Origin of the sequence: [Zimmermannella] bifida NBRC 103089, from assembly GCF_001570925.1 — a bacterium.
GTDB lineage: Bacteria > Actinomycetota > Actinomycetes > Actinomycetales > Microbacteriaceae > Gulosibacter > Gulosibacter bifidus.
The window spans coordinates 141,396-153,816 of sequence record NZ_BCSP01000003.1; the positions used below are offsets into that span (position 1 = coordinate 141,396).

A 12,421-nucleotide genomic window follows, 5' to 3' on the forward strand; every position below is an offset into this window, starting at 1 on the left:
CCCATCAAGTCCACCGTCGAAGTCGCCTCAACCCAAAGCGACCGGCGCGCGAACTGATGTAACGCATCCGCAACGCCCCGAAGCCACGGGGAGAAAACACCAAGGAGTACGCGTGACCGACTACCAGAACCTGCCGCTCTCGCAGGTCGACCCTGACATTGCTGACGTGCTGCGTGGCGAGCTCGACCGCCAGCGCAACACCCTCGAAATGATCGCCAGCGAGAACTTCGTTCCTCGCGCCGTCCTCGAAGCCGTCGGCAGCGTGCTGACCAACAAGTACGCCGAAGGGTACCCCGGTCGCCGCTACTACGGTGGATGCGAAGTTGTTGACGTAGCCGAGAACCTCGCGCGTGACCGTGCCAAGGAACTCTTCGGCGCCGAATTTGCAAACGTACAGCCGCACTCGGGTGCCAGCGCCAACGCTGCAGTACTGCACGCGCTCGCCAAGCCCGGCGACACCATCCTCGGTCTGTCGCTTGACCACGGTGGTCACCTGACCCACGGCATGAAGATCAACTTCTCGGGCCGCCTCTACAACGTTGCCGCTTACGGCGTGAACTACGAAACCGGTCGCATCGACATGGACCAGGTTCGCGAACTCGCCCTCGAGCACAAGCCTGCCGTCATCATCGCCGGTTGGTCGGCCTACCCACGTCAGCTCGACTTCGAGGCGTTCCGCGCAATTGCCGATGAGGTAGGTGCCTACCTTTGGGTCGACATGGCACACTTCGCCGGTCTCGTTGCCGCAGGCCTGCACCCGAACCCGGTGCCACACGCCGACGTCGTATCGACCACCGTGCACAAGACCATTGGTGGCCCGCGCTCGGGCATCATCCTCACCAACAACGCCGACCTCAACAAGAAGATCAACTCGGCAGTATTCCCCGGCCAGCAGGGTGGCCCGCTCATGCACGTGATCGCCGGTAAGGCAGTTGCGTTCAAGCTGGCCATGACCCCTGAGTTCAAGGACCGTCAGGAGCGCACCCTGCGCGGCGCCCAGATCATCGCTGAGCGTCTCTCGCAGCAGGACGTTCGGGACGCCGGTATCGCCCTCACCACCGGTGGCACCGACGTGCACCTCGTACTCGTTGACCTGCGCGACGCCGCGATCGACGGCCAGCAGGCCGAAGACCTGCTGCACGAAGCGGGCATCACCGTTAACCGCAACTCGGTGCCGAACGACCCGCGCCCGCCAATGGTCACCAGTGGTCTGCGCATCGGTACGCCAGCACTGGCCACCCGCGGCTTCGGCGACGAGGAATTCCGCGAGGTTGCTGACGTGATCGCCCAGGCACTCATGCCAAACGCCGACGTTGAAGCACTCCGTGCTCGCACCACCGTGCTTGCCGAGCGCTTCCCGCTCTACGCTGGCCTGGTGTACGCATGACGGCCATCCGCCTCGATGGAAAAGCCGCTGCAGCACAGATCAAGCAGGAACTCCGCGAGCGAGTAGACGCACTGCGCGCTCGCGGGGTTACCCCGGGCCTTGCCACGGTGCTCGTGGGTGATGACCCGGCATCGAAGCTGTACGTGGGCGGTAAGCACCGCGACTGTGCCGAGGTTGGCATTGAGTCGATTCAGGTGGAGCTGCCGGCAACGGCAACGCAGCAGGAAGTCGAAGCCGCCCTCGACCAGCTCAACGCCGACCCGGCCTGCACCGGCTACATCGTGCAGCTGCCGCTGCCGAAGCACCTCGACCAAGACGCGATCATCGAACGAATTGATCCTGACAAGGATGCGGATGGACTGCATCCGACCAATCTTGGTCGCCTGGTGCTCAATGTGCGCGACGAAATCACCACGCCGCTGCCCTGCACCCCGCGTGGATGCATTGAGCTGCTGCAGCGCAACGGCTACGACCTGAACGGTAAGCACGTTGTCGTGATTGGACGCGGGGTAACTGTCGGGCGCTCGATTGGTGCGCTGCTCACCCGCCGTGACATCAACGCAACCGTGACGCTCACACACACCGGTACGCAAAACATGGCCGAGATCTGCAAGTCGGCCGACGTGATCGTCGCCGCTGCCGGTGCGGCCCACCTCGTGACACCCGAATGGGTGAAGCCCGGAGCTGCCGTGCTCGACGTAGGTGTTTCGCGCGTGCCGAACCCCGAGACCGGCAAATCGAAGGTGCTTGGCGATGTTGACCCGGCCGTGGCCGAGGTTGCCGGCTACCTCTCGCCGAACCCTGGTGGCGTAGGTCCCATGACTCGCGCACTGCTGCTCGCCAACGTGGTGGAGACCGCAGAGCGTCTGGCGTAACCACACGTACGACCTGCACAAACCGGGATGCTGTTTCGACGGCATCCCGGTTTTGTGTTGTTGCGGCGCGGGCGAAGGCTGGGGAAGCGCTGAGCCTGCAATAGGAGTACTTGACGATGTTTCAAGTGGCAGTGGGGAATGTTGGCATGACTACCGACGCGTTCGCAGAACACCTGCCCAAACCGCAGGATCGCGATCACTGATACCGGTCGACTGGCGTTCGGCGATTATCGAGCGGCGCTCAGCGAGATCCTCGGCGAGGGCCCACGTTGAGGCGCAGCCGGAGATCATTCGTAGCGTGAACTACGCGTCGCGGCGTGGGCCAGCCTCCGCAAATACCTGCTCGATGAGTGGCTCGCCCCAGCCATATTCGCCGTACGCATCGCGCACGTCGTTCGCAAACGCATCCACGTGTTGCTGCTCAATGATGATCGCAACGGCACCACCGAACCCGGAACCCGAAAGGCGCGCACCGTAGGCTTGGTTTGCCAGCGCGATCTCGCAGATCAGGTTGATGCGGTCGCTGGCGACCTCGAAGTCGTCGCGCATCTGGCGGTGCGATTCGTTCATGAGCGCACCGAATGCGCGCATGTCGCTCGAGCGCAGGGCACGGGCGCCGTCGAGTACGCGCTGCATCTCGTTCAGCACGAAGCTGGCACGGCGGCGGTCGGTTTCATCGATGTTCGCGGCACGTTCGAATTCTTCGGCAGGAACTTCGCGCAGGTACTGGTAGCCGAGTGCCTTGGCGACACGGTCGCAGGCATCGTGGCGGTCGGCCACATTGCGTTCCCAATTGCGGTGCGTTTCGCCCGAGTAGACGAGCAGTTCGACGAGTCCGAGCGCACCGAAGTCGGGTGCGGGGATGGGGGAGGCGTCGTTGCCGCGGGCGTCGTAAAAGACGCCGTGATTCGTGTCGGCGAGCAGGCAAGTGATGTGGTCGGCGGGGCCCGACGACGCACGCACATAGGCACGCTCGACGCGGTAGCCGAACTCGGCCAGACGCTGGTTGCTCAGGCCGAGGCCCCACAGGTCGTTAATGGCGAGTGCGACGGCACCGCAGACGGATGCGCTGGACGCGAGTCCCGCACCTACGGTCACGTCGGTCGTCAAGAAGATGTCTAGACCGGTTGGTTGAATCAGCACGGCCTCATCGCCGTCTGCTTCGGTGCGTTCCGAGTTCGTTTCGGCAACGAACCCGAGCGCGGCCCAGATCACGCCGAGGGGGTAGTCGTACCAGGCGTGCTCCTTTGGTGGGAGCAACTGCTCAATCGTGGTCTCGACCTCAAAGTCAGCGAGATCGCTGCGCACACGAATCGTGGAGTCCCCGCGGCGCGAGACGGCAACTGCCGAGCGCTTCGCGATGGCGTGACCGAACGTGAGGCCGTCCTCGATGTCCGTGTGGTCGCCCATCAGGCTGACGCGGCCTGGTACCGACCAGATTCCCTCTGGGTGGGCTCCGTAGGTCGAAACAAAACGATCAGCGACAACACCGGTCGTGTTACGAGTCATGGTTCTCCTGAAAGCAGCGGGGTGCGCAATCAAAGCTGCGGTCTGCACGATGCTACGCGTGATTGTTGAACGCTGCGAAATTTCTGCGCGGCCAGTGCGAAAATCCGGAGTGTTTCAACAACACGACGTGGTGAGGAACCAAGGTGTCATACCGAGTGAAATTTCACCTGAATTGCAGCGGGCGTTGATAGCGTCCTGCCATGTCAACGCACGACACCGCTCACAACGACGTGACCGCATCCGCGATGCGGGAGTAGCGCTGAGGCTGGCGCGACCGCATCGCGCGGCGCCGCGGCCTACCGCGTGTGGCGTAGTCGGTACGGTTCGATCGCTTCGCGAAGGCCTGGCCACGACGTCGCGAACCCGGGGTGCAGGGGACGCTCGGTGACCGCATCCACCGAAACCCAGCGAAGTTCTGCCGATTCGGTGTCGTTTGCTGAAGGTTCGAACGACTCGCTCGTGGTCACCACATACGTCGTGTAGCTCCAAAATCCCAGGTCAAAGGTGTGTTCGTGGATGCGCGTGAGCGGGGCTGCAGGCACGCTCGCTTCTTCGTGTGCCTCGCGCAGCGCGGCCTCGTACGGGGTTTCGTTGCGGTCACGGGCGCCGCCTGGGATGCCCCACGTGTCGCCCTGGTGGCTCCACGGCGCGCGGTGCTGCAGCAGCACGCTGTCGCGTTTCGGGTCGAAGACGACCAACCCCGCAGCACCGTAGCGGCCCCAATAACGTCGGCCCTCGGGGGAGGACACCCAGCCGTCGCCCGAGTAGGCAGTCGGCGCGGCAAGCAGCGAGCACACTGGCAGCAGCGCCTCGCGCTCGGTGGCATTCAACAGCTGCAGTGGTTTCGGTAGGCAGCTCGAAGCGGCGTAGTCGAGCATGTCGGCGAGCGTGGCGAGTACGCGCAGGCTGCCGTGGCGGTCGTTGGCGTGCCACAGCGGCGCGAATGCCGACGCCGCCTGCGGGTTTCGGGAAAGGTCGACCGTGATCTCGGGGAACAACCCGGCCAGCACCGAATACCAAACATCAAATCCGGCGGCCAGGTGCGCCGCACCCGTGGCATCGCCCGAGGTGCCGATAATGAACGACTCGGGCAGTGCTTCGCGCAGTTCGCGGATGCGGGTGGCCGGGTCGGTCGACGCCGGGGTTTTCCACGCCGTTACGTTCGGGATTTCGGCGACCGAGCGGTAGAGCTGGTCGTCGAACCGGAAGTTGGTCGTAGTCGGGTTGTCGTACGCGACGATCGGCAGGTCGGTGGCGGCCGCGACATCAACAAAGTGCTGCAGCACTTCGGATGCGGTGAGCGGCTGGTACGAGACGGGTGCGAGCAGGAGCGCGGTTGCGCCCGCATCCTGTGCCTCGAGCGCGTGGGTGATGGCTGCGCGGGTGCTTGGTGCGCTAATGCCGGCGGTTAGTGGCTTGCTGGTGGACCCGGCCGCGATCTGTACGATCCGGCGACGTTCTTCGCGCGTGAGGTACGCGAAGTTGCCGGTCGAACCCAACACCGTGACCGCATCCACCTCACTGGCATCGAGCCGCTCAAGGATGCGGGTGAACGCGGCCTCGTCAATCCGCTCGTCGCGCATCGGGGTGAGTGGGAAAGCGTTGACAGTCACACTCGGAGCTTAGCTACTTCGTCTCCGAAATCCGTCCGTCGACAACGGTCACAAGTTCGTCGAGCGCGTCGCTGTGAATGAGGTCGTGCGTGACCAGCAGCGTGGCGGTGTCGCGTTCGTGGGTGAGACGAGCGATGAGGTCCATGATCTCGGCGCCCTTTTCTTGGTCGAGCGCACTGGTGGGTTCGTCGACCAGGAGTACCTCTGGGTCGTGTACGAGACCGCGAGCAATCGCTACGCGCTGACGCTGACCGCCCGAAAGCTGGCTGGGACGCTTGTTTGCGTGCTCGAGCATGCCCACCGCATCCAGCAATTCATCGACCTTGGCGCGGACGCGATCGCGGCGCCGGGCCTTGCCGCTACCGCCGAGCTCCGCCATGACCTGCAGCTGTTCGCGTGCCGAGAGCGCCGGTAGCAGGTTCGACTGTTGGAAGACGATACCGATATGGTCGCGGCGAAGCTCGGTGGCCTCGCTGCGGCTGAGGGTGGCGGCATCGACCGCGGCGTTGCCGTTGCCGATCAGTACGCGTCCCGAGTCTGGGCGGATGAGGGTGGCCGCTACGGCGAGGATGCTCGACTTACCCGAACCCGACGGGCCGGTGATGCCGGTGACCTTGCCGTTGGCCCCGTGCAGCGTGACGTTGTCAACGGCGGTGATGCGCTGGGTGCCGTCGGGGAAGGTGAGGGTGACGTTTTCGAGAGTGATCATTGGAGTAGTCCTTAACGCGTGAGTCGAGCTGCGGTTAGCGGTTGCTGCCGAGAGCGGTGAGCGGGTCGGCCTTGGTTACCGAGCGCAGGGCGACGGCGGCACCGCCGAGGCCGAGGACCGCCATGATTCCGGCGGGAAGCAGTGTGGTCAGCGGCGAGAGCTCGAAGGGGAGCGCCTGGCCGGCGAGCGCGCCGAAGCCGACAACGGCCGCGAGCCCGACCCCGATGCCAGCGATCAAGACGATGAGCGCCTGACCGAGCGCATCCTTGATGAGCGACGAGGTGGATGCACCGAGTGCCTTGAGGACGGCGATGTCGCCGGCTCGCTGCATGGTCCAGACGGTGAAGAACGCGCCAACAACCAGCGCCGAGATGCCAAAGAGCAGCGCGATCATGAGGCCGAGCGAACCGATTTCCGATTTGAAGGCTTCGAGCGCGGTGAGGCTTGCGAGTGGGGCCTGTGCCGAAGTGTCCGTGTCGGCAGCGATGGCGTCGTAGTCGGCGTCGCCGGACACTGCGAGCAGTGTTGGGTTACCCGAGCCGCCGACACGGATGCTGGCTTCTTGCCAGGCGGATTCGGTGAGCGCGATGACGGGGGTGTGGCTGTACCAAAGGTCTTCACCGACGGTGGCGACGGTGAAGTTGGTGCCGGTGATGTTGATGGTGTCGCCGGTGGTGACGCCGAGGTCGTCGGCAGCGCCCTTTGAGAGGCCGACTTCGTCGTCTGCGGTCGGGACGATTGCACCGAGGTCGTTGTCGAGGGCGTCGGCAGGCATGCCGAACAGGGCGACGCCGGTGGCTTCACTCGCGGGGGCTGGGGCGCTGTCGACCTTGGCCGAAGCAACTTCGGGGGCGTTGCTGCTGGGCTTCGCGGGGGCTTCGGATGCGGCGCCGGCGGCTGCGCGCGACTGCACGATTCCGATTGCGGTCACGTTCTCGACGCCCGCTGCATCCTGCCAGCTGCGTTCAACCGAGGCTGAGATTTCTGAGGTGGCGTAGCTCGGGGAGCCTTCGGAAGGCTGCTGCAACACGATGCGGTCACTGGGGATCTGCAGCACGGCGGAAATGTTCTGTGCTGCGAGGCCGCCGGTGAGGCCCGAAAGGAATCCGACGAGCAGCGTGATGAGCGCTACGACAGCGCCGATGAGTAGAAAACGACCGCGGGCGTGCCGTAATTCGCGCCAAGCGACAAACATGTGAACCTCCTCTTCGCACACCTTGTGCGAGCGTTGGTTCTAGCTTCGTGATTTGCGCGTTCTGATACATCGCCTGAAGTTGCGGAATGTGGTTCAACCAAATGGTTGAGGTGGATGCGTTCGGTCGCGTTTCCTTCCCGTGAATCGGAGTGAAAATGTGCCCTTCTGCTGCCGCATAAGGGCACATTTCCGCCCCAATGTGGGGTGGTGTGTTGGGAGGAGCTCACCAAGGGGTTCTCGCCAACACAGGTCATAATCGAATGAGGCACCCCCTAATGGGAGTGCCCCATTCGATGGTGGACCTTCGCAGGTGCTTCTCAAAAACCCCGGAAGCCACTGAAAACCCTGATTTCCCGCGTTATCAAGGGATCCCGGCGCGGTCGGGGCAACCCGCCGCGCTCTCGGATCGCCGGTCAGCGCGGTCCTGTGCGCGAAAAATTCGGCTCAGACTCAAACCCGTTTGGGAGCCTCGAATCGAGCCGAACTGCTGGCTCGTACGCCGACGGTGTACCTGTTCGCCAGCTCGCAGCTCGATTCAAGGTGCATCGCGGGACTGTGAGTGAGATCGCGAGGCGTGCCGGACTCGAACCCCGCGTGCCGACGTAGCCGCAGGCGGTTCGTGAAGAGGCGACCCGCCTGTATGCCGGCGGTCTCACCTTGGTGGAGGTCGGTGCCGAACTGGGCATCAGCCACAATGCGGTGCCTTCCGCCGTTGTCGCGTGCGCTGGAACCGTACGCCCCTCGGGCCACCGCACCAGCTCCGTCTGATCCCTGCCCTCCTGTTGCCGTCGGCCGGGCTGATCCACCGGCTTGGCGTCCGGGCGCACCTTCCTCACGACTGAAGGAAGCGACATGGGCTGCATCATTGAGCAGACCAAGGACGAAGAGACCGCCAGGATCGCGCTTTCTCTATTCTCCGAACAAGGCGATCCCGTCACCGGGTGATTCATCCAGTACGTTGGCGCAATGGAAGCGGTGAGGCTATTGGCTCGCGATGGTGCGGTGTCAATCCTGAACAAGGAGGCGGCTCCGCTTTGGCGGAAGCACTTTCGACCTGACCAGCAGCTGAACGCACTGCGCGACGTGCTGCGGGCAACAGAGAAGCTCGGGCTGTCGCTTGTGGTGCCCGACCCGCACGGTTTCCCGGCGTCTCTCAACGACCTTGGTGAGCGCGTCCCGTACCTGCTTTGGGCGAGAGGTGACGTGCCACTCTTCGCCGGTGAGTTGGCCTCGCGGTGCTCAATCACCGGCTCTCGCGCCGCAACAGGCTACGGAGAGCACGTCGCTGGCGACACCGCGTCGGAGCTCGCCTCACAGGAAAAAGGTGCTGGTTTCTGGCGGGGCGTACGGGGATAAACGCGTCGGTTCACCGGGCGACGCTGGCTGCGTGCGGGTACGCCGCCGCGGTGATGGCGAGCGGTATCGACCGCCACCTACCCGGCTGGAAACCGCGAGTTGCTGGAACGAATCGGTGATCGTGCGTTGCTGGTCAGCGAACAGCCGCCGGATGCGGTGCCGACGCGTGGGCGGTTCATCGCGCGAGCGCGTCTCGTGGCTGCCCTGTCGGGATCGACGACGATCGTCGAAACAGCTTGGCGGTCAGGTGCCCTGGCAGTGGCGCACCAGGCGAAGGAGCTTGGCCGAGTCGTTGGTGCTGTTCCGGGACCCGTGACCGGTGCAACGAGCTCCGGAACCCATCGACTCTTGCAGGAAGGAGCGGGCAGTCTGGTTGCTGGCGCCTCGGACTTGCTGGAACTGCTCAGCCGAGGTGCAGATTCATCTCGAACTCGTGGCGTCCAACATCAGCCCGTGACCCAAGGCGTGCCACAGCGGCCGCCGTCTCCGAGCGCGCCGGTGCACGACTTGTAGTTAGCGCGATCCTACCGACGCAGGCTCTTCCTGTTGCTCGACCTGGGAACGGCGCACTGCCGCCGATTCGCGCAGGCGTGCTCGGATAAGCAGGACAATGCTGACCGGACCGATGCACACCAACTTGAGTGCACTCCAGATACAGACCAAGACGACGAGGTGTAGCCACCTCGGCCCGCCATTCGCTGCGGCCTCGGTGCTGAGGTTGGCAATCAGCAGGTACGGGATTGCCAGCAGCATGGCGGGTAGGCCCCACTTCAGCCCTCGGCGCGTGCGGATCGCGTCGAGCAGGACGTTGCTGGGCCTGCAGCGCCGCATGAAGTTACGGATGCTGGTACTTGCGGCCCACAGTAGGCGGATCATGGCTTCGTTCCTCTCCATCGCATGGTGCATCAAGTGAGGCCGTGCATTGAAGAGTGGCTACGAGAGCCTGCCGCAAGCGGGGCATTACATAGGAGGATTGGCCCCATCTCCACGATACGCCTAATCTCCGACACGCGGAAGGACTCGGTGTTCGAGCGCTATTCGACTGAGACTCGTCCGATACAGGTCCAGCCCGTTGACGCTCACAGTCTGCGTGTCACGCGATGGAGTCGTGGGGCGCGTCGTCCTGGTTTGTCCCGCACGGGCGAGTGCGGAACGTGCCCGCTCGGCGTCGATCTTCTGTGCTTCGGACGTCTGCGGCGTCCCAAGCGGAGTGTCGTCGGTGATGCGGTAGCGGTCTCGGTAGGCGGCGACTACTCGTGCGGCTTTCCGCCAAGTCGCGGCGCGGCGGGGCGTTGGGCGGCGTGCCGAGTGCTATTAACCAGAGCGTTGTCCGTGAGGGCGCCGTCGAGGACGGCATCGGTGCGGGATTCGATGAGTGCTTCTCGTTCGTCTAGCGCGGCTCGCATCTCAGTGTCGTGTACTCCGTCTGCGTGTGGGTTGAGACCGGCGATGAGCCTCGGTGCTTTACTGGTTCGACCCCATCTGACAGTGCGCGCGGTGGCATGGGCTACCTGGTAGCGGATGACGGCGGCGATGTCGTCAGCGTCTCCGAAACCTCGGGCCGCGATGAGGCGTGGGAGCATTGTCTCCATGTTGTCGTGGGTGGCTTCGGCGCGGCGAAGCTCTGCGGTCAGCGGGCCGGATGCTTCGGACTCAACCGCTGCTTGGGCTTGTTCGTCGGTGAGGCCGGAGGTTCGCACGAGGGACGCCCATCGATCGTGCTGGGCTGCGGCGGTGGCCTCGTACTCGGCGGCGAGCTGTGCGACCGACCCCCACTGCTCCTGCTCAGCAGTGATTGTCTCGTGAGTGGAGAGCTCTGCTCCGACGAGGTGGAGGACGCCGGTCAGGACGCTGCGGATGGACGCGTTCGGATCGTCGCCGGGGTGTGGCTGCTGGTGGTCGTCGGCGCGGTCGAGGATGACATACGCGTGGTTGGCCGCTCGGACTCGGGTCATGGAGACGTAGAGGTTCTCCCTCGTCGCGGTCAGATCGACCAGGACGTGGGCGGTGTCGCTCGTGACGCCTTGGGCGCGGTGAGCGGTGACTGCGAATCCGAGATCGACATGCTCGGCGACGTAAGCGGCGGGCAGCACGATTGCACCGCCGTAGGAGCGTCCAGGTCTGCGGATGGTGAAGCTTCCGTCGTCTCGAACGTCGGTGACAGTCCAGATGTCGCCGTTGCGCACCCAAACGTTGCCGTTGCTGGCCGTGATCTTCCGATCGTTTCGGCGGATGATCACGGTGTCCCCGATACCCGCATGGGCTCCGTCGCGCAGCTTGACCTCTCGATCTTGGGTGAGAGTCTCATCGATGAGGAGGTCAGCGCGGGCACGCTCGTTGAGAGCGGTCACTTGTTCGCGGGTCTCGGCGATCGGGACGGTGATACGCCCGTCGTCTCGGTCAGTCCGCCAAGCCGCGTAGGCGGCATCGGTCATCGTCTCTGCGTCGCCGTCACGGATGCGGTCGTGGGAGAAGCAGGTATCGATCACGGAGGTATGTCCGTGGCGCAGGTCGAGGGAGGCGAGCTTCTCCCACTGGTTGCGGAAGCGGTGGACGTCGATGAGTTCGGCGGCGTCGGTGTGGTCGTGGGCAAGCATCGAGAACGCGCCACCGGCGTCGACCGATTGGAGTTGGGCGTAGTCACCGACGAGCAGCACCTTCGCGCCCGCCTGTTGCGGGAAGCCGCTGATTCGATCTAGGGACAGGGTGCCGTCCAGGGATGCTTCGTCGACGATGACCAACTGGCCGGCGGTGAAGTTGAGTCCTTTGGTGAGGTGGTTCTGCCACCACATCGCGGTGTTCTTGGTCTTGATCCCGGGATCGTCGGTGAAGCCTGCGCGGCCACGGCCGACGCGGCGAGTCCGACCGCGGAGCTTGTGCCGTGCTCGGCTTCCCATGCTCGACGGAGCGCGTTCATGGCCGTGGTCTTGCCCGCCCCAGCCGGACCGATCAGCACATCGCGCGCCCGCCCTGAGACCGCGATCCGTGTCAACGCATCTGCCCGATCCTCACCCGGCAGCATCCCGTCCGCGTCGGGCTTGCGGATGACGCCCTTCACGGTTGTGAGGGAGACAGTGGGGCCGGTGAGGTCGCGGGAGCGTTCAAGGAGTCGGTCTTCCGCAGCGAGTTGGTCCTCGGAGGTGAAGACCTCGGAGTTGACCTGCCGGAACACCGACGTGCCATCGTCGCGCCGGAACGCTACGGGCGAGAGCGACAGCTCGGGCGGGGTGAGCCGGAGGGATACGAGCTGGGCGGCGTCGGTGACCATCGCGATCACCGATACGCGATCGCTCATGGTGGCGAAGCGCCACCCCATCGTCTGCCTCGCGGCTTCGGCCATGAGGTTCCACCTGCGCCAGGTCGAACGCCTCTCGCCAACTGTCTCGACGACGGAGCCGCAGATGTCGCGGATCACGTCGAGCGGGATGTCGCCGGTATGCAACAGCAACGGCCGGTCGTTGTCGGTCGCGTCCATCGCCCAACGGGTCGCGTCGCGACCGAGGATCGCGGTGGATCGAGTTCGCCATTCCTCGGTCAGATCGGCGAGGGACCGGATCTGCTTGTCGGGGCGTGTGGAGAGAGTCGCCTGCGCGCAGAGCTTCATCAGCGCTGCTGGTGTTGGGCGGCGGCCGTGCGCGGCGATGTATTCGTCGATGAGGAGGTTGGTCTCAATGTCGATATGGCGCACGCGGCTGGAGAACTCGCTAACCAGGGTTTCGGGAGCGGCGGTGATGGCCCAGGTCGGGTTGCGGTCGCTGCCCATGTCGCGGGCCTCCA

The 12,421-nt window shown here is 64.6% G+C and carries 9 protein-coding genes and 1 pseudogene; 3 read left to right on the forward strand and 7 right to left on the reverse strand.

Annotated elements, in window-relative coordinates:
- Nucleotides 1-112 precede the first annotated feature (112 nt).
- Nucleotides 113-1,387 carry a serine hydroxymethyltransferase gene (glyA, locus tag ZBI01S_RS04010; protein ID WP_066056711.1) on the forward strand — a complete coding sequence of 425 codons (1,275 nt, stop codon included), beginning with the start codon at nt 113-115 and terminating at the stop codon, nt 1,385-1,387.
- The gene (locus tag ZBI01S_RS04015; protein WP_066056714.1) at nt 1,384-2,262 is read left to right on the forward strand and encodes a bifunctional methylenetetrahydrofolate dehydrogenase/methenyltetrahydrofolate cyclohydrolase; all 879 of its coding nucleotides are present in this window, start codon (nt 1,384-1,386) and stop codon (nt 2,260-2,262) included. Before glyA ends, ZBI01S_RS04015 begins: the two co-directional genes overlap by 4 nt.
- 303 nt (nt 2,263-2,565) lie before the next feature.
- Here ZBI01S_RS04015 and ZBI01S_RS04020 read toward each other — a convergent pair whose 3' ends face one another.
- The 4 genes from ZBI01S_RS04020 to ZBI01S_RS04035 all read right to left on the reverse strand — a co-directional run bounded on the left by ZBI01S_RS04020 (nt 2,566) and on the right by ZBI01S_RS04035 (nt 7,288).
- A complete protein-coding gene (locus ZBI01S_RS04020; RefSeq protein ID WP_066056717.1) occupies nt 2,566-3,771 on the reverse strand; it encodes a galactokinase in 1,206 nt (401 codons plus the stop codon).
- A gap of 296 nt (nt 3,772-4,067) precedes the next feature.
- Nucleotides 4,068-5,384 carry a dihydrodipicolinate synthase family protein gene (locus tag ZBI01S_RS04025; protein ID WP_066056720.1) on the reverse strand — a complete coding sequence of 439 codons (1,317 nt, stop codon included), beginning with the start codon at nt 5,382-5,384 and terminating at the stop codon, nt 4,068-4,070.
- 13 nt (nt 5,385-5,397) lie between these two features.
- A complete protein-coding gene (locus tag ZBI01S_RS04030; RefSeq protein ID WP_066056723.1) occupies nt 5,398-6,093 on the reverse strand; it encodes an ABC transporter ATP-binding protein in 696 nt (231 codons plus the stop codon).
- Between the two features lie 34 nt (nt 6,094-6,127).
- Nucleotides 6,128-7,288, reverse strand: a complete 1,161-nt coding sequence (locus tag ZBI01S_RS04035; protein WP_066057022.1) for an ABC transporter permease — start codon at nt 7,286-7,288, stop codon at nt 6,128-6,130.
- Nucleotides 7,289-8,254: 966 nt separating this feature from the next.
- On the opposite strand from ZBI01S_RS04035, the pseudogene ZBI01S_RS10085 reads away from it, so the two are divergent.
- Nucleotides 8,255-9,157: pseudogene (locus ZBI01S_RS10085) on the forward strand (DNA-processing protein DprA).
- Here the strand turns inward: ZBI01S_RS10085 and ZBI01S_RS04055 are convergent.
- The 3 genes from ZBI01S_RS04055 to ZBI01S_RS10175 all read right to left on the reverse strand — a co-directional run bounded on the left by ZBI01S_RS04055 (nt 9,158) and on the right by ZBI01S_RS10175 (nt 12,407).
- Nucleotides 9,158-9,520: a hypothetical protein gene (locus ZBI01S_RS04055; RefSeq protein WP_066057025.1), complete on the reverse strand. Its 363-nt coding sequence runs from the start codon at nt 9,518-9,520 to the stop codon at nt 9,158-9,160. It abuts the pseudogene before it with no gap.
- A 374-nt stretch (nt 9,521-9,894) separates the two neighbouring features.
- Nucleotides 9,895-11,436 carry an ATP-dependent DNA helicase gene (locus ZBI01S_RS10150; RefSeq protein ID WP_281173222.1) on the reverse strand — a complete coding sequence of 514 codons (1,542 nt, stop codon included), beginning with the start codon at nt 11,434-11,436 and terminating at the stop codon, nt 9,895-9,897.
- Complete coding sequence (locus tag ZBI01S_RS10175; protein WP_370664365.1) at nt 11,340-12,407, reverse strand: AAA family ATPase; 1,068 nt, start codon at nt 12,405-12,407, stop codon at nt 11,340-11,342. The genes ZBI01S_RS10150 and ZBI01S_RS10175 overlap by 97 nt, the downstream gene beginning before the upstream one ends.
- Nucleotides 12,408-12,421 lie beyond the last annotated feature (14 nt).